Below are 23,445 nucleotides of genomic sequence, written 5' to 3'. Positions count from 1 at the left end.
ACATGGATAGCGGTGCGGAAGCAGAATGCCAAGTCATGCCGTGGATCGCACCTTCCTCGCGACCCGGAGCGGGCGCTCATGCCGTGCCGACCACCATCGCCCCCTTGAGACTTTAGTCCGGGCATGGAACGATCTGCCACGCGCGGCCTTTCTACGGGCAGCACGAGGGAGGGATCGGGACCGTTGGACAGCCTGCTCGAACCGGGACGGAATTGCTGGCGGATCGAGCAGGCGGGGCGCGCGAGCGTGATCGTCGACGCCTGCGATTATTATCGCAACATCCGCGAGGCGATGCTCGCCGCCAAGCACCGCATCCTGATCATCGGCTGGGACTTTGATCCCCGGATCATCCTCGACCGGACCGAGAGCGAACAGAGCCTCGGCGACTTCCTGCTCGACCTCGCCCGGACCAAGCCCAATGTTCCGATCAAGATCCTCAGCTGGCGGGTGGGCGCGTTCAAGCTCGCGCTGCGCGGCCGGGCCCTGCTGTGGCTCGGGCGGCTGATGTGGACCAAGGCGATCCGCTTCGTGATGGACGGGGCGCATCCGCCGGGCTGCTCGCACCACCAGAAGATCGTGGTGATCGACGATTGCTTCGCTATCTGCGGCGGGATCGACATGACCGCGGACCGCTGGGACCGGCCGGCCCATGCCGACGATGATCCCGACCGTATCCATCCCGACGGTTCGCCTTATGGCCCCTGGCATGACGCGACCATGGCCTGTGACGGGCCGCTCGCCGCCGGCCTCGCCGAGCTTGCCCGGACCCGCTGGGAACATGCCACCGGCGAGCGCCTGCCCGCCATTCCCTGCGACCATGAAATCTGGCCCGAAGGCCTCGAGCCGCAGGTCCGCGACAGCCGCTTCGCCATCGCCCGCACCGTCGCCGCCTATCGCGACTGGTCCGAGGTCAAGGAGATCGAGGCGCTGACCCTCGACCTCATCGCGGCCGCCAAGAAGTTCATCTACATCGAGAATCAATATTTCACCTCGCCCAAGATCGCCGCGGCGATCCTTCACCGGATGGAGGAGCCCGACCCGCCCGAGATCGTGATGGTCAATCCGGTCACGGCCGACGGCTGGCTCGAGCAGGTGGCGATGGATGCGACCCGGCTCCGGCTGATGGAGATCATCGGCGCGGTCGACCCCCAGAATCGCTTCCGCATCTTCACCCCCAAGACGGAGGGCGGGCAGGACATCTATGTCCATGCCAAGCTGATGATCGTCGACGACCGGCTGCTCAAGATCGGGTCGGCCAACATGAACAACCGCAGCCTCGGGCTCGACAGCGAATGCGACGTCGCGCTCGAAGCGACCGACGAGGCCGAGCGCGCGGCGCTTTCCGCGCTCCGCACCCGGCTGATCGCCGAACATACCGACAGCAGCGAAGAGGAAGTGGCGGAGAGCTTCACGCGGACCGGCTCGCTCCTCGCGACGATCGCCGAGCTGACCAATCCCGATGGCCGCCGGCTCGAACCGCTTCCGTTCGAGCGGCCCGAGGGCGTCGCCAAGGCGATCGCCGAGACCGAGTTGCTCGACCCCAAGAGCCCCGACATGATGTTCGAGGGGATGACGAGGAAGACCCTGTTCGATCCCTTGCGCGGCAGGCTCCGGAAACTGCGGCATCGCGGCCGCAAGGTCCCTGCCTGATGGCTCGGTCGGCGCGCCGCACGCGCTGGCACAACATCCCGCGGGTCGCCGCCGAACTGGTCGATCGCTTCGGCTGGAGCCCGGTCGCGCTGCTCAACCGGATCGATCGGCTCACCCCCGGCCGCGGCGACCGCGCCCGCAAGGTCGGCGAGGATGTCCGCTTCGGCCCCCATTCCCGCCATCACCTCGACGTCTGGGCGCCCTCGCACCCGACGTCGGCGCGACTTCCGGTGGTGGTCTTCTTCTATGGCGGCGGCTGGCACTCGGGCGAGCGCGCCGACTATGGCTTTGCCGGGGCGGCCTTCGCCGCGCAGGGCTTCATCGCGGTCGTCCCCGATTATCGTCTGGTGCCCGAGGTCCGCTATCCCGACTTCCTCGACGATGCCGCGCTGGCGCTGAAATGGGTCTGGAACAACATCGCCTTGTTCGGCGGCGATCCCGGGAAGATCAGCGTCGCCGGCCATAGCGCGGGGGCCTATATCGCGGCGATGCTGGCGCTCGACCCGCGCTGGCTCGCGGCGGTCCAGCTCCCGCCGAGCACGATCCGCGCCGGCGTGCTCCTGTCGGGCCCGTTCGACTTCGCGCCGTTCCGCGAATGGCGCGGCCGCGCGACCTTCGGCAGCCACCACGACCCCGCCGAAACCCAGCCGATCAACCATGTCCGCGCCGACGCCCCGCCGCTGCTGCTGCTCCATGGCAGCTCGGACCGGCTGGTCTATGCCAAGAACAGCAAGAGCCTCGATGCCGCGCTGGCCAGGGTCGGGGCGCCGCACGAGCTGCGAATCTACCAGGGCTGCGACCATGCCGGGACCGTGGTCGCCTTGTCGCGCCCCTTCCGGAGCCGCTTCCCGGTGCTGGCCGATGCGGCGGCTTTCTTGCGCTCGGTGCTGGGAATGCCCACCTCCCCGCCAACCACATGAGCGGGAACAACATGGAACAATGGCACGGCACCACCATCCTCGGGGTGCGTACGGATGGCCGCACGGTGATCGCCGGCGACGGCCAGGTCAGCATGGGCAATACGGTGATGAAGCCCAATGCCAAGAAGGTCCGGCGGCTCGGCCGTGACGGCGCGGTGATCGGCGGCTTCGCGGGCGCCACCGCCGACGCCTTCACTTTGTTCGAGCGGCTCGAGAAGAAGCTCGAGACGCATCACGGGCAGCTGCTTCGCGCCGCGGTCGAGCTCGCCAAGGACTGGCGCACCGACAAATATCTGCGCAACCTCGAGGCGATGATGATCGTCGCCGACAAGGAGGTGATGCTGGTCATCACCGGTAATGGCGACGTGCTCGAGCCCGAGGCCGGGATCGCCGCCATCGGTTCGGGCGGCAATTACGCCCTCGCCGCCGCCAAGGCGCTCCAGGAATATGAGCCCGACCCCGAGAAGCTCGCCCGCCGCGCCATGGCGATCGCCGCCGAGGTCTGCGTCTTCACCAACGACCGCCTGACCGTCGAGACGGTCTGACATTCAACTCCCCTCCCGCTTGCGGGAGGGGCTGGGGGAGGGCCTGCCCTCCTCCGCTACCCCACATTCCCTCCCCCGCCCCCTCCCGCAAGCGGGAGGGGAGAAGGCACAAGAAATGAACGACAATTTCACCCCCAAGACCATCGTCGCCGCGCTCGACGAGCACATCATCGGCCAGGCCGAGGCCAAGCGCGCGGTGGCCGTGGCGATGCGCAATCGCTGGCGCCGCCAGCAGCTCAGCCCTGAGCTGCGCGACGAGGTCACGCCCAAGAACATCCTGATGATCGGGCCGACCGGTTGCGGCAAGACCGAGATCAGCCGTCGGCTGGCGAAGCTCGCCGACGCGCCCTTCGTCAAGGTCGAGGCGACCAAGTTCACCGAGGTCGGCTATGTCGGCCGCGACGTCGAGCAGATCGCCCGCGACCTCGTCGAGGAGGCCGTCCGGCTCGAGAAGGAACGCCGCCGCGACCGGGTCCGCCAGGGCGCCGAGGAAGCGGCGATGGAGCGGCTGCTCGACGCCCTCACCGGCAAGGGCTCGAGCGAGGCGACCCGCGCTTCCTTCCGCCAGCGCTTCTCCGACGGCAGCCTCGATACCGCCGAGGTCGAGATCGACGTGACCGAGGCCCCGGCCATGCCCTTCGACCTCCCCGGCCAGGGCGGGATGGGGATGATCAACCTCAGCGACATGATGAGCAAGGCGATGGGCGGCCCGCCCAAGAAGCGCCGCAAGCTCAAGGTCCCCGCGGCCTTCGCCAAGCTAACCGAGGAGGAGGCCGACAAGCGCCTCGACCAGGACGATATCAGCCGGGTCGCGCTGGCCGACGCCGAGGCCAACGGGATCGTCTTCCTCGACGAGATCGACAAGATCGCGGTCAGCGACGTGCGCGGCGGCTCGGTCAGCCGGGAAGGCGTCCAGCGCGACCTCCTCCCGCTGATCGAGGGGACCACGGTCGCGACCAAATATGGTCCGCTCAAGACCGACCATATCCTCTTCATCGCGAGCGGTGCCTTCCACGTCGCCAAGCCCGCCGACCTCCTCCCCGAGCTCCAGGGCCGCCTGCCGATCCGGGTCGAGCTGAAGGCGCTGACCGAGGAGGATTTCGTCCGCATCCTGTCGACCACCCGGGCCAGCCTTACCGAGCAATATCGGGCGCTGCTGGGGACCGAGGGGGTCACCATCAGCTTCGCGGACGACGGCATCCGCGCGCTTGCCCGGATCGCGGCCGAAGTGAACGAGAGTGTCGAGAATATCGGCGCCCGCCGCCTCCAGACGGTGATGGAGAAGCTGCTCGAAACGGTCAGCTTCGAGGCCGAGGATCGCCGCGGCGAGGAATTGGTGGTCGATGCGGCCTTCGTCGATTCGCAGCTCAGCAGCCTCGCGAGGAACACCGACCTCAGTCGCTACGTGCTCTGACGTTCTTGAAACGTTCCGTCCGTTCGGCCATCCTCCTACTCATCCGAATCGAAGGGAGTGAGGATGATGGCCGAGCAGGGTGGCTGCCTTTGCGGCGCGGTGCGCTACGAGATCCGGGACGGGGCCTCGCCGGTGCATCACGCGCTCTGCCATTGCCGCGACTGCCAGAAGGCGAGCGGCGCCCCGGCCAACAGCTGGAGCCTGTTCGCGAAGGACGACGTGACCATCACCGGCACGGCCAAGGGCTACCGGAGCTCGGAACATGCCGAGCGGCAGTTCTGCGGCACCTGCGGGACCAGCCTCTTCTATCTCAACGACCAGATCTTCCCCGGCCAGATCGACATCCAGTCGGCCACGCTCGACCATCCCGACGCCTTCCCGGTCCAGGGCCAGATCCAGACCGCCGAGCGGATCGGCTGGATGGGCCGGCTCGACGGCCTGCCCGCGTTCGAACGCTATCCCGGCTGACCCGCCGGCACCGGCCGGTAGCGCCAGGTCAGCCCCTGCACGAAGGGTGACCAGAGGCTGGTCCGGACCCCGGCGAGGCGAAGCTTGTCGGCGACCCACTGGTTGCAGGTCTGGACCGCGCTGGCCCGGCCGCGGCCGCGGTAGAAGGCGTCGTCGGGGCCATAGCCCGGATGGTCGATCCGCTTGGGCGGCCCATCGAACTCGGCCCGGACCGAGGCCCACAGCCGCCGATATTCCTCGGGCCGGAGCCGGATCGCGACCAACTCGGCCCCCGGCCCAGCCGTGCGGTCAACATGGAGCACCCGCTCGCCGCCCGCGATGGCATGGAGCGCGGTCGAGGGCGTGATGTCGGTCCAGGCGGGGGTCTCGAGATAGACCTTCCGCTCGCCCGCGCCGAAGCCGAACCAGCGTGCCTCGAACGGCGGCGCGGCGAAATCGCTTTCGGGAAGCAGGGGCCGCCAGTCGAGCCCCTGGGCCTTGGCCGGCATGATGATGTCGAGGTGGATGCCGTTCGAGCGAAGATAGATGGTCGTCCCCTGCTCGGCCTCTTTCCAGTCGGCATTGACCGGGACCAGCGCCCCCACCAGCGCCGCCGAAAGATAGAGCAAGGGCACCGCGGCAAGCACCAGCAACAGCCGTTTCGCGACCCCGAACCGTCGCCCTTTTCCCCGCCGCTTCGCCACGCCTGCTCGTCTCGCCTTGCCTATTGGGCTCATGCCAACTATCTGCGCCGCTCGTCGTCCCGTGCAAAGGGGCGGCATCGGTCGGGGCGTAGCGCAGCCTGGTAGCGCATCACACTGGGGGTGTGGGGGTCGCAGGTTCGAATCCTGTCGCCCCGACCATTTCTTCTCATTGCGGAAAGTCCTGCTGAGCCGATGCCCGACATGAGCCTGATCCTCGCCGCTGCCGCGCCGGCCGCTCCGTCTGGTGCGACGGCCTTCCTGCTCCAGACCTTCCCGTTCCTGCTGATCTTCGTGATCTTCTATTTCCTGATGATCCGCCCGCAGCAGAAGCGCGTGCGTGACCATCAGGCGATGATCGCCGCGGTCAAGAAGGGCGACGAGGTCATCACCGCCGGCGGTATCCGCGGCCGCGTGACCCGGGTCATCGACGAACGTGAAGTCGAGGTCGAGATTGCCCAGGGCGTGAAGGTCCGGGTGGTCAAGTCGACCCTCAGCCAGGTGCTGAACCCGACCGCCACGGTAGCCAACGACTGATGTTCGATCCGCCGCGCTGGAAGATCTGGTCGATCTTCCTCCTGATCGCCGTTGGAATCGCCTTCGCCATTCCGAGCTTCTTCCCGCGCAGCCAGGTCGCCACCTGGCCGACCCTGGTCCCGCGCACGCAGATCGCCCTCGGGCTCGATCTCGCCGGCGGCAGCCAGCTGCTGCTCGAGGCCGATCTCAACGACGCGACCCGCCAGCGCATCGCGGCGATGGAAGACAGCGTCAGCCAGGAGATGCGGCGTGATCCGCGAATCCAGGTCGGCGACATCTCGACCTCGGGCGGACAGGTCAGCTTCATGCTGCGCGATCCGACCCAGCTCGACGCCGCGGTCGAGCGCGTCCGCACCCTGACCCAGGGCGTCGGCCTCACCGGCACCCGCACCTGGAATGTCAGCACGCAGGACGGCAATCGGGTGATCATGGTCCCGACCCCCGAGGGCAATGCCCAGGCGGTCAAGGAAGCCATGACCGTCGCCCGCGACGTCGTCCGCCGCCGCATCGATCCGTCGGGCACGCGCGAAATCACCGTGGTCAACCAGGGCCAGAACCGGATCCTCGTCCAGGTTCCGGGCATCGACGATCCCGAGGCGCTGAAGCGCCTGATCGGCCAGACCGCCCGGCTCGAGTTCAAGCTGGTCGACCAGAATGCCGATCCCGCGCAGGTCGCGCAGGGCCGTGCCCCGGCCGGCAGCCAGGTGCTGCCGATGGCCGACGGCTCGGGCTCGATCGCGGTCCAGCGCCGGGCGATGGTCTCGGGCGAGCAGATCAGCAGCGCCCAGCAGGTGTTCGATCAGCAGACCGGCGCGCCGGTCGTCAGCATTCGCTTCGACAACGCCGGTGCCCGCCGCTTCGGCCGCACCACCACCGAGAATGTCGGCAAGCCCTTCGCCATCATCCTCGACAACAAGGTGCTGTCGGCACCCAACATCAACGAGCCGATCCTCGGCGGCACCGCGCAGATCAGCGGCGGCTTTACCACCGAGACCGCGAGCGAACTCGCCGTCGCCTTGTCGTCGGGCAAGCTGCCGGTGAAGCTCGACGTCATCGAGGAGCGCACCGTCTCGGCCGAACTCGGCCGCGATTCGATCGAATCGGGCCTGATCGCCTCGGCTGTCGCGATCTTCGCGGTGATGCTGTTCATGGTCATCACCTATGGCCGCTTCGGTTGGTACGCGAACCTCGGCCTCGTCATCAACGCGCTGCTGATCCTCGGCATCATGGGCATCTTCGGATCCGCCTTGACCCTGCCCGGTATCGCCGGCTTCGTGCTGACCATCGGCGCTGCGGTCGACGCCAACGTGCTGATCAACGAGCGCATCCGCGAGGAGCAGCGGCGCGGCCGCAAGATCCTCGACGCGATCGAGACCGGCTACAAGGAGGCGTCCACCGCCATCTTCGACGCCAACATCACCAACGTCATCGCCGCGGCCCTGATGTGGTACTTCGGCTCGGGGCCCGTCCGCGGCTTCGCCATCGTGCTGCTGATCGGCATCATCACCTCGGTCTTCACCGCGGTGAACTTCACCCGCCTTCTGGTCGCCATGTGGGTCCGCTCCAAGCGCCCGCGCGAACTGAACATCTGAGGCCGCTGCCATGAAGCTGCTCAAGCTCGTCCCCGACAACACCAACATCGACTTCATGAAGGTGCGCAACATCGCCCTCGTGCTGTCGATCCTGGTCACCGCCGCCAGCCTCGCGCTGGTCGCGGTCAAGGGACTGAACCTCGGGATCGACTTCGTCGGCGGCCAGGTCGTTCGCGCGACCTTCACCCAGCCGGTCGACATCGAGGACCTGCGTGGCCGGATCGACCGGCTCAACGTCGGTGAGGCGAGCATCCAGGACTTCGGCGACAATCGCACCTACCAGGTCCGCCTGCCCCGCCCCGACGCCAATGCCGAGGCCGCGCGCATCGTCGGCGAGGTCCGCGGCCTGCTCGAGCGCGACTATCCGGGCGTGAAGGTCGGCGCGGGCGAAGCCGTGTCGGGCAAGGTGTCGGAGGAGCTCGCCCGCGACGGCCTGCTCGCCATCACCCTCGCGATGCTCGGGATCGCCATCTACATCTGGTTCCGGTTCGAATGGCAGTTCGGCGTCGGGGCGCTGGTGACCCTGTTCCACGACGTGTCGATGATCCTCGGCTTCTTCGCCGTGACCCGGCTCCAGGTCGACCTCAACATCGTCGCCGCCTTCCTCGCGGTGGTCGGCTACTCGCTCAACGACACGGTCGTCATCTATGACCGGATCCGCGAGAATCTGCGCAAATATCGCAAGATGCAGATCATCCCGCTGCTCAACCTCTCGCTCAACGAAACGTTGAGCCGGACCATGGTCACCTCGCTGTCGATCATGCTCGCGCTGCTGATGCTGCTGCTGTTCGGCCCCGATGTCATCTTCGGCCTGACCATCGCGATCCTGCTCGGCACCTTCATCGGCACCTATTCGTCGATCTACATTTCGGCGCCGATCCTGGTCTGGCTGGGGGTCAAGCCCGACAGCTTCCTCAAGGCCGAGGACAAGGCGCCCGCGGTGACCAGTGGCGACGGAGCGGTGGTGTAAGCCGGGGTTCAGCTACCCCGCTCCATCTCCGCTTGGCCTCCCCTTTCGACTGTCCTAGAAGGCCGCTCATGCTGAAGCCCTCCCGTCCGATCCTCCTCCTGCTCGCCTGTGCCGTGGCCCTTCCCATGGCCGGCTGCGCCCGTAACCGGACCAAGGCCGACACCGCCTATGTCGCACGGGACGTCAACACGCTCTACGCGCTCGCCAAGAGCCGGCTCGACCGCCAGGACTATGAACAGGCCGCCAAGATCTTCGACGAGGTCGAGCGCCAGCACCCTTATTCGGTCTGGGCCCGCCGCGCGCAGCTGATGAGCGCCTTCAGCTATTACATGGGCGAGAAATATCCCGACGCGATCAGCTCGGCCCAGCGCTTCCTGACCATCCACCCGGGTAACAAGGACGCGCCCTACGCGAACTATCTGATCGCGATGAGCTACTACAACCAGATCGCGGACGTGACCCGCGACCAGAAGATCACCGGCCAGGCCGGCGATGCCTTCCAGGAGCTCATCCGCCGCTATCCCGAGAGCCGCTACGCCGCCGACGCGCGCCTGAAGCTGGACCTCATCAACGACCAGCTCGCCGGCAAGGAAATGGAAGTCGGCCGCTACTATCAGCGCTCGGGCAACTGGCTCGCCAGCGTCAACCGCTTCCGGACCGTGGTCGACAAATATCAGACCACCACCCACACGCCCGAGGCGCTGATGCGCCTGACCGAAAGCTATCTCGCCCTCGGCATTCCCGACGAGGCGGTGAAGTCGGCGGCGGTGCTGGGCAAGAATTATCCGGGCACCGTCTGGTACGAGCGTGCCTACAGCCTCGTCCGCAAGCACGTGCCCAACACGCCGCAGAGCGCGGCCTGACGGGCAACCGAGCCGGGGGCATGCTCAGGCAGCTCGTCATCCGTGACGTGGTGCTGATCGACCGGCTGACCCTCGATTTCGGCGACGGGCTCGGCGTCCTCACCGGCGAGACCGGTGCCGGCAAGTCGATCCTGCTCGATTCGCTCGGCCTTGCGCTCGGCATGCGCGCCGACAGCGGGCTGGTCCGCGCCGGGCAGGAGGCCGCCGCGGTCACCGCCGAGTTCGACCTTCCCGCCGGCCACCCCGCCCTCGCCGCGCTCGACGAGGCCGGCGTCGACCAGGAGCCGGGCGAGCCACTCATCTTCCGCCGCACGCTGAAGGCCGACGGCGGCAGCCGCGCCTTCCTCGGCGGCGCCCCCGTCCCCGCCGCGACCCTGCGCGAGATCGGCACCAGCCTCGTTGAAATCCACGGCCAGCATGACGACCGCGGACTGCTCAACCCCAAGGGCCACCGCGCCCTGCTCGACAGTTTCGGGCGGGTCGACAGCGCCGCAACCGCGCGCGCCTGGACCCGCCTCGCCGACCTTCGCGCCGAGCTTGCGAGCCTTGCCGCACAGCAGGCCGACGCCGACCGCAACCGCGACTGGCTCGACCACAGCATCGAGGAACTGGCTGCGCTTTCGCCCGAGGAAGGCGAGGAGCAGGCGCTGGCCGAGAAGCGCGCCGCGATGAAGCAGTTCGCGCGCATCCAGGACGATCTCGAAGGGCTCGGCGATCTCTTCACCGGCTCCGAGGGCGGGCTGTCCCAGCTCCGCCAGGCCGCGCGCCGGCTCGAGCGGATCGGCGACACCCATCCGTTGCTGGCCGAAGCACTCGCCGCGGTCGACCGGGCGGTGATCGAGGCCTCCGAGGCCGAGGACAAGATCGAGCGCGCCCGCCGCGAGCTCGATTTCTCCCCGACCGAGCTCGAGGAAGCCGAGGCCCGCCTGTTCGACCTTCGCGGCCTCGCCCGCAAGCACCGGGTCGAGCCCGACCAATTGGCCGAACTCCTCGCCCGGATGCGCGCCGAGCGCGACGCCGTCACGCATGGCGCCGAACGCCAGGAGGAGCTCGAGCGGGCACTGGTCACCGCCCAGGCCCAGTATGACGAGGCCGCCGCCGCGCTCACCGCTGCCCGCCAGGCCGCGGCCACCCGGCTCGATCAGGCCGTCGCCGCCGAGCTCGCGCCCCTGAAGCTCGAGGCCGCGCGCTTCCGCACCGTGGTCGCCGCGGGCGAGCCCGGCCCGACCGGCACCGACCGGGTCGAGTTCGAAGTCTCGACCAACCCCGGCGCGCCGTTCGGGGCGCTCATCAAGATCGCCTCTGGCGGCGAATTGTCGCGCTTCATCCTCGCGCTCAAGGTCGCGCTCGCCGAAGAGGGCGGCGCGTCGACCATGATCTTCGACGAGATCGACCGCGGGGTCGGCGGCGCGGTCGCCAGCGCGATCGGCGAACGCCTCGCCCGCCTCGCCCAGCGCAGCCAGCTCCTCGTCGTCACCCACTCGCCCCAGGTCGCCGCCCGCGCGCGCCACCATTACCGGATCGAGAAGCGCCACGCCGAAGACGGCACCCGCACCACCGTGCGCCTGCTCTCCGCCGAGGAAAGGCGGGAGGAGATTGCCCGGATGCTGTCGGGCGCCGAAGTCACCGAGGAAGCGCGGGCGCAGGCCGCCCGCCTGCTCGAAACCGCTTGAACGGAGAGATCATGACCGAGCGCATCATCGCCCACGAATTTGCCGGCGAGCAGTTCGAAAGCGTCCTTGTCGGCACCGGCGGAGCGGCGCGCGCGACGGTCATCATCGTGCCCACCTTCGCCGGCGTCAGCGACCTCGAGAAGGGCTTTGCCCGCGAGCTCGCCGCCAATGGCTTCACCTGCCTTATCGCCGACCTGTGGGGCTGCAGCTATTCGGGGCCCGAGGCGCGCGACCAGGCTTTCGCGCACATGACGCGCCTCAAGTCCGACCGCGCCGCGCTTCGCGACCGGATGCTCGCCATCCTCGACCTCGCCCGCGCGCAGGAGGGCACCGACCCCGCCCGGATCGCGGCGATCGGCTATTGCTTCGGCGGCCTGTGCGTCCTCGACCTCGCCCGCTCGGGCGCCGACCTCGCCGGGGTCGCCAGCTTCCACGGCCTGTTCGACGCGCCCGACCTGCCGAAGCAGCCGATCCGGGCCAAGGTCCTCGCCCTTCATGGCTGGGCCGACCCGATGGTCCCGCCCGACGCCGTGGTCGCGCTTGCCGCCGAGCTGACCGACGCCGGGGCGGACTGGCAGATCCACGGCTACGGCCATGTCGGTCACGCCTTCACCAATCCCGCCGCCTCGGGCCTCGGCATCCCCGGCGTCGACTTTAATGCCGCGGCCGCCCGCCGCAGCTGGGCCGCGCTCGGCGACTATCTGGACGAGCTGTTCGGGTGACGGCCTATGTCGCGTTGCTCCGCGCGGTGAACGTCGCGGGCACCGGCAAGCTCGCGATGAGCGACCTCAAGGCGATCGGCGAACATTGCGGCTTCACCCATGTCCGCACCTTCATCGCGAGCGGCAATCTCCTCTTTTGCTCGAACGACGAGGCGGCGTCGGCGCAGACCGCGCTCGAGGATCGGCTGGAGGCCGTCACCGGTCGCCGGACGCCCGTCTTCATCCGCACCGCCGCCGAGATGCGGGCAATCGCCGACACCAATCCCTTCCCTGACGAGAAGGGCAGCCGCAATATGGTCTTCTTCCTCGCTCGCCCGGCCCCGGCCGACCTTCTCCACCGCATCCGTGGCCAGCAGGACGAGCGCATCCATGTCGGATTGCGTGAAATCTCGGTTGCCTATGGCGAGGGCATCGGCAAGTCGAAGCTCAAGCTGCCCGACCCCGACGGCCGGACGGCGCGGAACCGCAACACCGTCGAGAAGATCGCGGACCTGCTGGAGAAGATGGCGTGAACGAAGTGGAGGCCGGGCGGCGGCTGCGGTTGCTGGCGAAGGAGATCGCGCGGCACAACCGTCTGTATCACGACCAGGACGCGCCAGAGATCAGCGACGCCGACTATGACGCGCTGATCCGGGAGAACAACGCGCTCGAGGCCGCCTTCCCGCACCTCGTCCGCCCCGACAGCCCCAGCCGCCAGGTCGGTGCGGCGCCCTCGAGCGTGCTCGCCAAGGTCGCCCATGCACGGCCGATGCTGAGCCTCGAAAATGCCTTTTCGGGCGACGACGTGCGCGACTTCGTCCGCCGGGTTCGGCGCTTCCTCAGCCTCGCCGACGACGAACCGGTCGCGCTGACCGCCGAGCCCAAGATCGACGGCCTCTCGGCCTCGCTCCGCTACGAGGAGGGCAAGCTCGTCCTCGCCGCCACCCGCGGCGACGGCACCATCGGCGAGGACGTCACCCCCAATGTCAGGACCATCGCCGACATCCCGCAGGAGCTTCACGGCGCCCCCGCGATCCTCGAGGTCCGCGGCGAGGTCTACATGTCGAAGGCCGACTTCGCCGCCTTGAACGCGCGCCAGACCGAGGCCGGCGGCAAGGTCTTCGCCAACCCCCGCAACGCCGCGGCGGGCTCGCTCCGCCAGAAGGACCCGGCGATCACCGCCGCCCGCCCCTTGCGCTTTCTCATGCACGGCTGGGGCGAAGTCTCCGAACCGCTCGGCGAGACCCAGATGGACGCCGTCGACCGACTGCGCGCCCTCGGCTTTCCCGTCGACGAGCGCGTCGTCCGCTGCGCCGACGTCGAGGAAGCTCTCGCTCATTACGCTGCCATCGAGCACGCGCGCGCCGACTTGCCGTTCGACATCGACGGCGTCGTCTACAAGCTCGACCGCCTCGATTGGCAGGAGCGTCTGGGCTTCGTCGGCCGCGCGCCGCGCTGGGCGATCGCGCACAAATTCCCCGCCGAAAAGGCCGAGACCACGCTCGAGCGGATCGAGATCCAGGTCGGCCGCACCGGCAAGCTGACCCCCATCGGCCGGCTGACCCCGGTCGGCGTCGGCGGGGTCATCGTCAGCAACGTCACCCTCCACAACCGCGACGAGATCGGGCGGCTGGCCTTGCGCGAAGGCGACCGGGTCCGCATCCAGCGCGCCGGCGACGTCATCCCGCAGGTGGTCGAGAACCTCACCCCCGACGAACCCCGCCCCCCCTTCGTCTATCCCGACCATTGCCCCGCCTGCGGATCCGAGGCGGTCGCCGAAGAGGGCGAGGTCGACATCCGCTGCACCGGCGGCCTCGTCTGCCCCGCCCAGCGCCTCGAGCGCCTCAAGCATTTCGTCAGCCGCGGCGCGATGGACATCGATGGCCTCGGCGAAAAGAGCATCGTCGAATTCGCCGGGCTCGGCTGGATCGAGAAGCCGTCCGACATCTTCCGCCTTGGCGCCCACCGCGCCGAACTCCTCGGTCGCGAGGGCTGGAAGGAGAAGAGCGTCGACGCGCTCCTCGCCGCGATCGAGGCGCGCAAGGGCTTCGACAGCGCGCGCCTGCTGTTCGGCCTCGGCATCCGCCACGTCGGGATCGTCACCGCGCGCGACCTCCTCAAATGCTTCGGTACGATCGACGCGCTGCAGGCGGCGGCGCTCGGCGAGAACGGCACCGCAGAACTCTCCGCGGTCGAGGGCGTCGGCCCGGTCGTCGCCGAGGCGGTCCACGACTTCTTCCACGAAGCCCACAATCGCGAGGAAGTCGCCGCCCTACTCGATCTCGCTCGCCCCGTGCCCTTCGTGAACCAGGCCCGCGAGACCGAATGGAGCGGCAAGACCATCGTCTTTACCGGGAGCCTCGAGACGATGAGCCGTGACGAGGCGAAAGCGCAGGCCGAACGGCTCGGTGCACGGGCGGCGGGCTCGGTCAGCGCCAAGACCGACCTCGTTGTCGCCGGCCCGGGCGCAGGCTCGAAGCTCAAGAAGGCCGAGGAACTCGGCATCCGGGTCGCGACCGAAGCCGAATGGGCGCAGATCGTCGCGGAGGCTTGAAGCGCCGCTAACTGTCACATTTCTATGATGTTTGACAGAAATGTTACGGCGTGATTTCTCTTTCGTGACAGACACGAGGAGAGAGACATGCGCAGCTTCGCCATCGCTTCCGCCGCCGCCCTGCTGACCCTTTCGGGGGCTGCCGCTGCCGAGCCGTCGGGAACGCTCCTCATCAAGGCCAATCGCGCGCTCGCCGACAATCAGCGCAGCGTTGCCTATGCCGATCTCCAGCTCGCCTCCGCCAGCGGCCGCGCCGAGCTTCGCAACCGGGTCGGCATGGCGATCACCGATCTGTGCGATCCCAGGCGTTTCTCGGTGGCCGAGCCGACCGACTCGCTGAAGTGCGCCGCGCAGGCCTGGGCCGACATCACCCCCCGCCTCGACGCCCTCGCCCCGCGCCTGGCTTCGCGCTGAGGCCTAGCCCTCGAAGCTCCTGACGAGGTGGCGGCAGAAGAGCATCGCCGCCATCCCCGTCAGTGCGCCCGAGCCGACGAGCAAGGCCGGATCGGCCTTGCTCGTGAGCGTCCCGCCCTCGACCTTCATGACCGTAGCGACGACCAGCCCGATCCCCAGCCCGGCAAGCAGCCAGGGCGTGGCCTGGCGCCAGGCGCTGCCGTCCTTGCGGCGGGTGATGAAGGCGGTCGCGATGACCGTCAGGACCAGGGCGCCGCCGACGCTCCAAGGCATCAGGACCACGCCCATCATCGCTGCCACGACCACGAATGGGATGCCTGTCACGAGCGTCTTGAGGTGGCCTCCCGCAAATGGCGAGGGGTCGAGCAGAGAGGCGGCCAGCGCGAAGATGCCGACCATCAGCGGCGCGGCGAGGATCGTTGCGAGGCAGGAAGCCGCCATGATCGTGTCGCGCCCGACAAGCGCTACCGGCTCGTCGTGATCCTTCACCGCCGGGTTAGCACCAGCACGCGCCACTCGCCGCTGCCGCCCTCGACCAGCACGCAGCCCCGGCGCGTATAGGCCTCGGTCACCGCTTCGGCCTGCGTGTCGAGAAGCCCTGCGAGCAGGATCGTCCCGCCCGGCGCGGTCGCGGCGACGAAGTCACCCGCCAGCTCGATCAGCGGCCCGGCGAGGATGTTGGCGATGAGGAGGTCGAATGGCGCGCGTTCCGCCAGCGCCGGATGCGCCATGCCGTCAGCCACCGCGAGCGCCAGCGCGCCCTTGCCCGCGCCGAGCGCGATCCCGTTCGCCTGCGCATTGTCGCGGGTCACGTCGACGCTGATCGGGTCGATGTCGGTCGCGATTGCCAGCGCCTCGGGCCACAGCCGCATCGCGGCAAAGGCGAGAAGGCCCGTGCCGGTCCCGATGTCGGCGATGTTGGCGAAGCGCTTGCCCGCGACCTCCAGCCGGTCGAGCGCCTCGAGGCAGCCCTTGGTCGTGTGATGATGCCCGGTCCCGAAGGCGAGCCCGGCGTCGATCAGGAAGCTGGTCTTGGCCGCCTCGGGCGGATGGGCCGGCGTATGGACGAAGAAGCGCCCGGCGCGGATCGGCTCGAGCCCGGCCTGGCTCTGCGTCACCCAATCCTCGTCCTCGAGCTCGGCCACCACCGGCGTCCCGCTCGCAAGCTTGCGCAGCACCGCCAATTCGGCCGCGCTCGGCTCTTCCTCGAAATAAGCGTGGAGCAGCCACTCATCGGGGCGATGCTCGTCGGGTTCGTCGGCGACGATCACCGGCGGATTGGCCGATTCCGGGAAGGGATCGTCCATCGCGCCGACCGCCTCGCCCTCGGCCCGGTTGCAGGCGATGGTCACCCGCCAGCTCATTTCGCGCCTCCTTCCTTGGCGAGCCGAGCGTCGAGCTGGGCCGCCTTCGCCGCGGCATAGGTCGCGCACCCCTTGGGATCGAACAGCGCCGCCTGGCCGGCAAAGCGCGCCGCCATGTTGCTCGCCGACGGATGCGGGGTGAGCAGGATGTCGCAGTCGAGCTTGGCCACCTTGGCGAAGCTCGCGCGGAAAGCCGCGAGAATATCGGGATGGTCGGTGAAGCGATAATCGTCGCGGCTGACCGGCGAGAGGCTGTCGGCATAGACGAAGGTCCGGCAGACCCCGCCGTCGCAGCTCACCCAGGTCCAGCTCAGCGCGCCCGAAGTGTGGCCCGGAGTCGCGATCGCGGTCAGCTGGACAGCGCCGCTGCGGACCTGGTCGCCATCCTTCACCACCCGCGCCACCGGCACGATCGGGGCCGCGGGGAAGAGACCGTCCTGCGGATCGCCGGCATTGGCCTTGCCGGTCCGGTAGACCTTGGCCGCGTCGGCCGAGGCGATCACCTGCCCGCCCGTCAGCTGCTGCAGCCGGGCCATGCCGCCGACATGGTCGATATGCTCGTGGCTATGGAGGAGATAGCGCACGTCCGACGGATTGAAGCCAAGCCGGCGAATATTGGCGGCGACGAGGTCGGCGCCCTTCTCCGTTCCCGAATCGATCAGCACGGCGCCGTCCTTGTCGGTGATCAGGATCGCGCTGATCCCGCAGGTCCCGACATAATAAGTGTTGCCGTGAAGCCGGACGGGCGGCGCCGGCTTGTCCCAGTCGTCGCTGTCGCCGCAGATGCGGGCGAAGGCCGGCCCGGCGGTGGCGATCGGCGCAGGCAGCTTCTCGGGCGCCTTGGTCCCGCCGAGTGGGATGGTGATCTGCTGTCCGGCGAGCGCGAGCGCGAGGAGGATGCTAGCGGACATAGCTCGCCCCGTTGACGTCGATCACGCTGCCGGTGGCGCTGGCGGGCGCGTCGGTCGCGAGCCAGCGGATGGTCTCGCCGACCTCGGCCGCCTGCGCGACCCGGCCGAGCGGGATGTCGGCCAGCAGTTTCTCCCCGCCCCGGCTGGCCAGATATTCCTCGGTCATCTCGGTCACGGTGAAACCCGGCGCGACCGCGAAGGCGAGGATATTCTCGCCCGCATAGCCCCGCGCGATGGTCTTGGTGACCGCGATCAGCGCCGCCTTCGACGCGGCATAATGCCAATGCTGGGGCGAATCCCCGCGATAGCCGGCGCGACTCGCGACATTGACGATCCGCCCGCCGCCGCGCTTGCGGAAATGGGCGATGGCGTGCTGCGACAGGTCGGCCGCGGCCTGGAGGTTGACCTGCATCGTCCGCGCCCAGCTCGCGTGCCATTCGGCGGCATCGGCATCGTCGGCGACCGCTTCATAGACGCCGGCATTATTGACGAGCACGTCGATCGAGCCGAGCGCGCCGAGCGCCTCGGCCCAGCAGCGCGCCGCGGCATTGGGATCGGCGAAGTCGGCGGCAAGCAGCCCGTCGCCGCCCTTGGTGGAGGTGCCCAGCACCCGGTGCCCGGCGGCGGTCAGCGCGTCGGCCGCCGCCTTGCCGATACCCCGGCTCGCGCCGGTGAGGAGAATGTTCATGGGCGCGGCTTAGCCGAAGACGTCGCCCCCGCGAAGGCGGGGGCCTCAGGCAATTGCGCGAAAGCCGACGAGGTCCCCGCCTGCGCGGGGACGATGCCCTCTTCTAGGCCGCGAACTTCGAGATAAACTCGGCGGTCGCGCTCTTGAACTCGCCGATCTGCTCGGAGAAGCGGCCGAAGCCCTGCTCGACCCCGTCGATGTCGCGGGCGACATTCTCGGTGTCCGAGCGGATCGCGGCGATGGTCGAGCTCATCGAATCGGCGGCGAGCGCCGTCTCGTCGACCGCGGCGGTGATCATGGTCACCGTCTGCGCCTGCAATTCCATCGCCTGGCGGATGCGGTCGGCGCTGGTCTGCACTTCCTCGACCGTGCCCTGGATCGAGCTGTTGGCATCGACCGTCTGGCGGGTCGCGGCGGTGATCGCCGAGATCTTGGCGGTGATGTCGTCGGTCGCGCGCGCCGTCTGGCTGGCGAGGCTCTTCACTTCCTGCGCGACGACCGCGAAGCCGCGGCCCGCATCGCCCGCCCGCGCCGCCTCGATGGTGGCGTTGAGGGCAAGGAGGTTGGTCTGGCCGGCAATGTCGCGGATCAGGCCGAGGATCGATTCGATCGCCTCGACATGCGCCGACAGGGCCTGGCTGACCTTCACCGCCTGGCTGGCCTGATCGCCTGCGCGGCTGGCGACATCCGCCGCCACCTCGACTTCGGAGCGGGCGTCCTCGATCGCGCGGATGAGGCCGGCCGCGGTATGCGCCGCCTCGCGCATCGCCACCGCCGATTGCTCGGCCGCGGCGGCGACTTCGCTGGTCTTGCCGAGCATGCCGCGGGTCGCCGCGGCGGTCGCGCTGGCCTGGCCGCGAAGCATGTCGCTGTCGCTTGAGGCACGGGCGACCGAGGCCACCACCCGGCGGTTGAATTCCTCCGCCTTGGCCTGCCGCTCGCGGTCATGGCTCTGCTGCTGGTAGTGAATGGCGTGCGAGACGAAGACGTCGATCTCGACCATGCTGAGTTCATGGATCGTGCGCGATGCCGCGGCGCGCTCGGCCGAATCGGCGAAGGTTTCGCGCATCGCCGCGACCAGCCCTTCGGATTCGCCCGACAGGCCGGCCAGCAACGTCGTCAGCGACACGTCGGCCGCCATCGCATTCTCGACATAGCCCTTGGCGGTCACCACCCAGCCGGTCTCGGTCAGGCGCAGGAACTTGTCGCGCAGATAGGGGATGATCCGCTCGGCCAGCTGCTCGAGCTTGGTGTCGTCGAACGTCTGGGTCCCGCCCGAATGCTCGCGGTACCGCTCCCAGAACTTGCGCGCGATGCTGCGCTCGTGGCCCTGGACCGCGCTCCACAGTGCGGCGGCGCGGGCGGGGAGGTCCCCGGCCGGGTCGAAGGCACGAAGGCGGCGCTGGTGACTGGCGTCGGTGGCGGGCATCGGTGGCGTTACTCCTGAAACGCGTTGCTTCACTGCCGACTGCCTAGCCACCATTGGTTAAGGGGCGGTTAGGCCGTTGGGACAGGGTGCTTCGCCTTGCCTCGCAGCCGCGCGCGTCCTAGGTGCACCCCGGGTTTCATTCCGCCGTTCCTGCCGGAGCAATCGAAGGGTCTCATGGCGCGCAACACTGCAAGGCCGCTTTCTCCCCATCTCACCATCTGGCGGTGGGGTCCGCACATGGCCGTTTCCATCCTCCACCGGGCGACCGGCATGGCGCTGACCATCGGCGGCCTGCTGCTGCTGAGCTGGTGGCTGCTCGCCCTTTCGGGCGCACTTTCCTACGAGACGTTCGCCGGCTTCATCGGCTGGAAGCTCGGCCCCGTGCCGCTGATCCAGCTCGGGCTCGTCGCGCTGACCTGGGCCTTCTTCCAGCACACCTTGTCGGGCATCCGCCACCTCGTGATGGACATTGGCGCGGGCTTTGAACTCAAGACCAACAAGACCATGGCCTATGCGACGATGGTGGGGTCGCTCCTGCTGACCGCCGTCTTCTGGGCCCTCCTGCTGGGGAAAGCCGCATGACCGGGCCGAAGGATATGGGCCGCCACGAGCGCAACGCCGTTCCCGACGGCAAGACCGCCCTCGGTCGGGTCCGCGGGCTGGGTTCGGCCCATCATGGCGGCGAGCACTGGATCAAGGAGCGCGTCTCCTCGGCCGCCCTGCTCCTGCTCGGGACCTGGTTCCTGGTCTCGCTGCTGCTGCTGCCCGACCTCTCGCCCTCGACGATCGCGGCCTGGCTGTCGGGGCCGTTCGGCTTCGTGCCGATGGCGCTGTTCGTTTACCTCTGCTTCGAGCACAGCCTCGAGGGCGTGAAGGTCATCATCGACGACTATCAGGGTGACGAAGGCGGCCGGATGACCTGGCACCTCGTCAGCCTCTTCCTCCATGTCGGGGTCGGCGCCTTCGCGCTGTTCGCCCTCGCCCGTATCGCTTTCGGAGCTGCTTCCTGATGTCCCAGGCCTACCAGATCATCGATCATGTCTACGACGTGGTGGTGGTGGGCGCCGGCGGTGCCGGCCTTCGCGCCACCATGGGCGCCGCCGAGAAAGGCCTGAAGACGGCCTGCGTCACCAAGGTCTTCCCGACCCGCAGCCACACCGTCGCCGCGCAGGGCGGGATCGCCGCCAGCCTCGGCAACATGGGTCCGGACCACTGGACCTGGCACATGTACGACACCGTCAAGGGCTCCGACTGGCTCGGCGACCAGGACGCGATCGAATATCTCTGCCGCGAGGCCCCGGCCGCGGTCTACGAACTCGAGCATGCCGGCCTGCCCTTCAGCCGGACCGAGGACGGCCGGATCTACCAGCGCGCCTTCGGCGGCATGACCCAGAACATGGGCGAGGGCCCGGCCGCGCAGCGCACCTGCGCCGCCGCCGACCGCACCGGCCACGCCATGCTCCACGCGCTCTACCAGCAGAGCCTGAAGTATAATTCCGACTTCTTCGTCGAATATTTCGCGCTCGACCTCATCATGGTCGACGGCGAATGCCGCGGCGTCGTCGCGCTCTGCATGGAAGACGGCTCGATCCACCGCTTCCGCGCCCAGGCCGTGGTCCTCGCCACCGGCGGCTACGGCCGCTGCTACTTCTCGGCGACCAGCGCCCACACCTGCACCGGCGACGGCAACGCGATGGTCGCCCGCGCCGGGCTTCCGCTGCAGGACATGGAATTCGTCCAGTTCCACCCGACCGGAATCTACGGCGCCGGCGTCCTCATCACCGAGGGCGCGCGGGGCGAGGGCGGCTACCTCACCAACTCGGCCGGTGAGCGTTTCATGGAGCGCTATGCCCCGTCGGCCAAGGACCTCGCCAGCCGCGACGTCGTGTCGCGCTCGATGGCGATGGAGATTCGCGAGGGCCGCGGCGTCGGCAAGGAGAAGGACCATATCTTCCTTCACCTCGACCACATCGATCCCAAGATCCTCGCCGAGCGCCTGCCCGGCATCACCGAGACCGCCAAGATCTTCGCCGGCGTCGACCTGACCCGCGAACCGATCCCGGTGGTCCCGACCGTCCACTACAACATGGGCGGGATCCCGACCAATTATCACGGCGAAGTCGTGACCCTGAAGGACGGCAACCCCGACAGCGTCGTCCCCGGCCTGTTCGCGGTCGGCGAGGCGGCCTGCGTCTCGGTCCATGGCGCCAACCGCCTCGGCTCCAACTCGCTGATCGACCTTGTCGTCTTCGGCCGCGCGGCGGGCCTCCGCCTCGGCGAGATCCTCCGTCCGGGCGCCGCGCCCAAGCCGCTCCCGGCCGACAGCGCCGAACTCGCGCTCGGCCGCCTCGACCACTTCCGCCACGCCGACGGAAGCACGCCGACCGCCAAGATCCGCAACGACATGCAGCGCACGATGCAGGCCGATTGCGCAGTCTTCCGGACCGAGCGCACGCTGAACGAAGGCGTCGGCAAGATCGACGCGGTCTATCGCAGCATGGCCGACGTCAAGGTCACCGACCGCAGCCTCGTCTGGAACACCGACCTCGTCGAGACGCTCGAGCTCGACAACATGCTCGGCCAGGCCCTCATTACCATGCACAGCGCCGCCAACCGCAAGGAAAGCCGTGGCGCCCACATGCACGAGGACTTCCCCGACCGCGACGACGCCAACTGGATGAAGCACACCATCGCCTGGTTCGATGGCTGGGGCGGCAAGAGCGGCAATGTCACGATCGATTACCGCCCGGTGCACGACTACACGCTCACCGACGAGGTCGGCTACATCAAGCCCAAGGCCCGCGTCTACTGATCCGGCAGGCCCCGCGGTGCGTCCGCGGGGCCGACCGCCTCAGGCCTGGGGCTGGAGCGATCCGCTGACCTCATCCGCGGCCGCGTCCGGCCGGCTCTTCCACAAGGCGAGGGCGATGAGCCCCGCCATGGCCGCGATCTGCGCCGGCGCCAGCATTACCTTCAGCGCCGCATGGATCCCCGCCGCAACGCCAATGCTCCGCGAGCGGCTCACCGCCTGCGCAAGGCCGGCGCTTCCGACGAGCACGAACAGCGCGAACTGAAGCGCGGAGGCGGCGCTCGCCCAGAGCTCGGCGAGAAAGGTCCAGTGCCAGCCATACCAGAGCACCGCCGTGACGAGCGTCCCCTGCCACAGGGGTAGCGGCCGAAGCGCGTCGAACAGCCAGCCGCGCCAGCCGATTTCCTCGCCGATGCAGTAGAGGACGACCGTCGCGGCGAAGACCAGCCCGGCCAGCCACGGCTGCGCCGCCTTGGGCATGCCGAACAGGGTCGCCGTCAGGATCGGCGCGGCGAGCGCGAGCCAGGCGGTCCAGTGCACCCGCCCGAGCATCGTCACGGTCCGCTCTACTCCGCCGCCCCGGAGCGTGCCGGCGACGATCGCCCCCAGCGCGGGACCGAAGCCGACCAGCAGCGCATCGTCGATCCGCAGCCCGAAGATCGTCCCGGGAAGGTCGAGCGGGCTCCACCGGACCGCGATCCACGACCAGCCGCAGGCGACCGCCATGAACAGGGCGACGCCGGCCCAGTCCACCGTCCCGTCGCTCCGATCCGCCTTGCCCCACTGCGCCATCAGCATCCCCCGATACCGGCCTGTTTCGATGGTTTTTCCACGCCCTCACGGCGCCCGCAAGAGCTCGTTCAGCGCCCCAGGGCCGGGCCTACCTCGACGCAGGTGGCGGGCGTGCAGTGGAGGATGGAGCCGATCGTCCGCCGGATGTCGTCGACCCGCGCCGGCTTGGTCTGCGCGCTGTGGCTGAAGACGGGCACAGGCTGCGGGCTCATCTGGGTGGTGATGTCGAGATAGGTGCGGAGCTGAGCCTCGCTGATCTCGCTCCCGTTCCAGACCATGCGGGCGCCGTCCAGCCGCACGACATTGGTCGGAAGCTGCGTCCCCGTCGGGATGGCGGAAGCGGTTCGCCAGGTGCCGGGTTCGGTCTCCGGCCCGGTCCACAGCAAGAAAGCGGCGGCAAATATCGCTGACATCAGAAGCGCTCCTCCGATCGCCCAGCCGCGCAGGCCTTTCCGGCCCGGACTGGCACGC

The 23,445-nt window shown here is 68.8% G+C and carries 25 protein-coding genes and 1 tRNA gene; 18 read left to right on the top strand and 8 right to left on the bottom strand.

Going from position 1 to position 23,445, the window contains the following annotated elements; genetic code table 11:
* The first annotated feature begins 183 nt into the window (after positions 1 to 183).
* The 5 genes from AC4GYU_RS05600 to AC4GYU_RS05580 all read left to right on the top strand — a co-directional run bounded on the left by AC4GYU_RS05600 (position 184) and on the right by AC4GYU_RS05580 (position 4,997).
* Positions 184 to 1,650, top strand: a complete 1,467-nt coding sequence (locus tag AC4GYU_RS05600) for a phospholipase D-like domain-containing protein (protein ID WP_491085905.1) — start codon at positions 184 to 186, stop codon at positions 1,648 to 1,650.
* A complete protein-coding gene (locus AC4GYU_RS05595) occupies positions 1,650 to 2,570 on the top strand; it encodes an alpha/beta hydrolase (protein WP_491085904.1) in 921 nt (306 codons plus the stop codon). Before AC4GYU_RS05600 ends, AC4GYU_RS05595 begins: the two co-directional genes overlap by 1 nt.
* Entirely contained in the window at positions 2,567 to 3,115 is a 549-nt protein-coding gene (gene hslV / locus AC4GYU_RS05590) for an ATP-dependent protease subunit HslV (RefSeq protein ID WP_491085903.1), read from the top strand. Before AC4GYU_RS05595 ends, hslV begins: the two co-directional genes overlap by 4 nt.
* 115 nt (positions 3,116 to 3,230) lie before the next feature.
* Positions 3,231 to 4,529 carry an ATP-dependent protease ATPase subunit HslU gene (gene hslU / locus AC4GYU_RS05585; protein ID WP_491085902.1) on the top strand — a complete coding sequence of 433 codons (1,299 nt, stop codon included), beginning with the start codon at positions 3,231 to 3,233 and terminating at the stop codon, positions 4,527 to 4,529.
* Positions 4,530 to 4,592: 63 nt separating this feature from the next.
* Positions 4,593 to 4,997, top strand: a complete 405-nt coding sequence (locus AC4GYU_RS05580) for a GFA family protein (protein WP_491085901.1) — start codon at positions 4,593 to 4,595, stop codon at positions 4,995 to 4,997.
* On the opposite strand, the gene AC4GYU_RS05575 is transcribed toward AC4GYU_RS05580, so the two are convergent.
* Positions 4,985 to 5,680: a TIGR02117 family protein gene (locus AC4GYU_RS05575; RefSeq protein ID WP_491085900.1), complete on the bottom strand. Its 696-nt coding sequence runs from the start codon at positions 5,678 to 5,680 to the stop codon at positions 4,985 to 4,987. The genes AC4GYU_RS05580 and AC4GYU_RS05575 overlap by 13 nt on opposite strands.
* Before the next feature lie 82 nt (positions 5,681 to 5,762).
* On the opposite strand from AC4GYU_RS05575, the gene AC4GYU_RS05570 reads away from it, so the two are divergent.
* From AC4GYU_RS05570 to AC4GYU_RS05525, 10 genes are all read left to right on the top strand, one after another.
* Positions 5,763 to 5,839, top strand: a tRNA-Pro gene (locus tag AC4GYU_RS05570).
* A gap of 42 nt (positions 5,840 to 5,881) precedes the next feature.
* Entirely contained in the window at positions 5,882 to 6,214 is a 333-nt protein-coding gene (yajC, locus tag AC4GYU_RS05565; RefSeq protein ID WP_491085899.1) for a preprotein translocase subunit YajC, read from the top strand.
* Positions 6,214 to 7,806 carry a protein translocase subunit SecD gene (gene secD, locus AC4GYU_RS05560; RefSeq protein WP_491085898.1) on the top strand — a complete coding sequence of 531 codons (1,593 nt, stop codon included), beginning with the start codon at positions 6,214 to 6,216 and terminating at the stop codon, positions 7,804 to 7,806. Before yajC ends, secD begins: the two co-directional genes overlap by 1 nt.
* 10 nt (positions 7,807 to 7,816) lie before the next feature.
* Positions 7,817 to 8,776, top strand: a complete 960-nt coding sequence (gene secF, locus AC4GYU_RS05555) for a protein translocase subunit SecF (RefSeq protein WP_491085897.1) — start codon at positions 7,817 to 7,819, stop codon at positions 8,774 to 8,776.
* A 68-nt stretch (positions 8,777 to 8,844) separates the two neighbouring features.
* Positions 8,845 to 9,639 (top strand): outer membrane protein assembly factor BamD, encoded by a 795-nt coding sequence (locus AC4GYU_RS05550; RefSeq protein WP_491085896.1) that lies wholly within the window; start codon positions 8,845 to 8,847, stop codon positions 9,637 to 9,639.
* A gap of 20 nt (positions 9,640 to 9,659) precedes the next feature.
* A complete protein-coding gene (recN, locus tag AC4GYU_RS05545; protein WP_491085895.1) occupies positions 9,660 to 11,312 on the top strand; it encodes a DNA repair protein RecN in 1,653 nt (550 codons plus the stop codon).
* Between the two features lie 11 nt (positions 11,313 to 11,323).
* Positions 11,324 to 12,034, top strand: coding sequence for a dienelactone hydrolase family protein (locus tag AC4GYU_RS05540; RefSeq protein WP_491085894.1), 711 nt, complete (start codon positions 11,324 to 11,326; stop codon positions 12,032 to 12,034).
* Complete coding sequence (locus tag AC4GYU_RS05535) at positions 12,031 to 12,546, top strand: DUF1697 domain-containing protein (protein WP_491085893.1); 516 nt, start codon at positions 12,031 to 12,033, stop codon at positions 12,544 to 12,546. Before AC4GYU_RS05540 ends, AC4GYU_RS05535 begins: the two co-directional genes overlap by 4 nt.
* Positions 12,543 to 14,567: an NAD-dependent DNA ligase LigA gene (ligA, locus tag AC4GYU_RS05530; RefSeq protein ID WP_491085892.1), complete on the top strand. Its 2,025-nt coding sequence runs from the start codon at positions 12,543 to 12,545 to the stop codon at positions 14,565 to 14,567. Before AC4GYU_RS05535 ends, ligA begins: the two co-directional genes overlap by 4 nt.
* 87 nt (positions 14,568 to 14,654) lie before the next feature.
* Positions 14,655 to 14,981: a UrcA family protein gene (locus AC4GYU_RS05525; RefSeq protein WP_491085891.1), complete on the top strand. Its 327-nt coding sequence runs from the start codon at positions 14,655 to 14,657 to the stop codon at positions 14,979 to 14,981.
* A gap of 3 nt (positions 14,982 to 14,984) precedes the next feature.
* Here the strand turns inward: AC4GYU_RS05525 and AC4GYU_RS05520 are convergent, their stop codons facing one another.
* The 5 genes from AC4GYU_RS05520 to AC4GYU_RS05500 form a co-directional block, all read right to left on the bottom strand.
* Entirely contained in the window at positions 14,985 to 15,470 is a 486-nt protein-coding gene (locus AC4GYU_RS05520; RefSeq protein ID WP_491085890.1) for a hypothetical protein, read from the bottom strand.
* Positions 15,467 to 16,345: a 50S ribosomal protein L11 methyltransferase gene (locus AC4GYU_RS05515; RefSeq protein WP_491085889.1), complete on the bottom strand. Its 879-nt coding sequence runs from the start codon at positions 16,343 to 16,345 to the stop codon at positions 15,467 to 15,469. The genes AC4GYU_RS05520 and AC4GYU_RS05515 overlap by 4 nt, the downstream gene beginning before the upstream one ends.
* The gene (gene bla, locus AC4GYU_RS05510) at positions 16,342 to 17,256 is read right to left on the bottom strand and encodes a subclass B3 metallo-beta-lactamase (protein WP_491085888.1); all 915 of its coding nucleotides are present in this window, start codon (positions 17,254 to 17,256) and stop codon (positions 16,342 to 16,344) included. The genes AC4GYU_RS05515 and bla overlap by 4 nt, the downstream gene beginning before the upstream one ends.
* Positions 17,246 to 17,944, bottom strand: a complete 699-nt coding sequence (locus AC4GYU_RS05505) for an SDR family NAD(P)-dependent oxidoreductase (RefSeq protein WP_491085887.1) — start codon at positions 17,942 to 17,944, stop codon at positions 17,246 to 17,248. Before AC4GYU_RS05505 ends, bla begins: the two co-directional genes overlap by 11 nt.
* 103 nt (positions 17,945 to 18,047) lie before the next feature.
* Complete coding sequence (locus AC4GYU_RS05500; RefSeq protein WP_491085886.1) at positions 18,048 to 19,373, bottom strand: methyl-accepting chemotaxis protein; 1,326 nt, start codon at positions 19,371 to 19,373, stop codon at positions 18,048 to 18,050.
* A 174-nt stretch (positions 19,374 to 19,547) separates the two neighbouring features.
* Between AC4GYU_RS05500 and sdhC the strand changes: the two genes are divergently transcribed.
* The 3 genes from sdhC to sdhA are packed head-to-tail and all read left to right on the top strand — an operon-like array spanning position 19,548 to position 22,185.
* Positions 19,548 to 19,955: a succinate dehydrogenase, cytochrome b556 subunit gene (sdhC, locus tag AC4GYU_RS05495; RefSeq protein ID WP_491085885.1), complete on the top strand. Its 408-nt coding sequence runs from the start codon at positions 19,548 to 19,550 to the stop codon at positions 19,953 to 19,955.
* Positions 19,952 to 20,383, top strand: coding sequence for a succinate dehydrogenase, hydrophobic membrane anchor protein (sdhD, locus tag AC4GYU_RS05490; protein WP_491085884.1), 432 nt, complete (start codon positions 19,952 to 19,954; stop codon positions 20,381 to 20,383). The genes sdhC and sdhD overlap by 4 nt, the downstream gene beginning before the upstream one ends.
* A complete protein-coding gene (gene sdhA / locus AC4GYU_RS05485) occupies positions 20,383 to 22,185 on the top strand; it encodes a succinate dehydrogenase flavoprotein subunit (protein WP_491085883.1) in 1,803 nt (600 codons plus the stop codon). Before sdhD ends, sdhA begins: the two co-directional genes overlap by 1 nt.
* Positions 22,186 to 22,224: 39 nt before the next feature.
* Here sdhA and AC4GYU_RS05480 read toward each other — a convergent pair whose 3' ends face one another.
* Complete coding sequence (locus AC4GYU_RS05480; RefSeq protein ID WP_491085882.1) at positions 22,225 to 22,974, bottom strand: CPBP family intramembrane glutamic endopeptidase; 750 nt, start codon at positions 22,972 to 22,974, stop codon at positions 22,225 to 22,227.
* Between the two features lie 68 nt (positions 22,975 to 23,042).
* The gene (locus AC4GYU_RS05475) at positions 23,043 to 23,387 is read right to left on the bottom strand and encodes a hypothetical protein (protein ID WP_491085881.1); all 345 of its coding nucleotides are present in this window, start codon (positions 23,385 to 23,387) and stop codon (positions 23,043 to 23,045) included.
* Positions 23,388 to 23,445 lie beyond the last annotated feature (58 nt).

It is taken from the genome of Sphingomonas sp. SP2 (genome assembly GCF_058313385.1).
The sequence above is the reverse complement of the archived record's forward strand: the minus strand, read 5'-3'. Positions and strand labels throughout refer to the sequence as shown.